Genomic DNA, 247 nt, shown 5'->3' with positions numbered 1-247 from the left:
GGCGGTGGTGATGCCTTTGAGCCGTTACTCTCCTGTCGGGCTGTTTGGCCCCACGTCCATACCGGCCTTTTGCTGGCGGATCACGCGCCACAATACGCTCACTGCGCTCGCCGACCTTTCCCCGCAACAGCGTGCGTCGATCTTCTTCCCCGCGGCTGCGCCGCTCCTCGCGGAGCAACAAGATCGCCGCACGCCGTCCTTCGCATGCGCTGCGGCCTGACGGTGCGGGTCGGCCGTCCCGGGGCTT

The 247-nt window shown here is 67.6% G+C and carries 1 protein-coding gene; it reads left to right on the top strand.

Going from position 1 to position 247, the window contains the following annotated elements:
• A partial coding sequence (locus G8O24_RS44185) for a hypothetical protein (RefSeq protein WP_210324927.1) occupies positions 1-220 on the top strand: 220 nt, incomplete at its 5' end.
• Positions 221-247: the final 27 nt, after the last annotated feature.

Source organism: Bradyrhizobium campsiandrae, from assembly GCF_014529705.1.
GTDB classification, from domain to species: domain Bacteria; phylum Pseudomonadota; class Alphaproteobacteria; order Rhizobiales; family Xanthobacteraceae; genus Bradyrhizobium; species Bradyrhizobium campsiandrae.
This window is presented reverse-complemented; position numbering and strand designations above follow the sequence as displayed.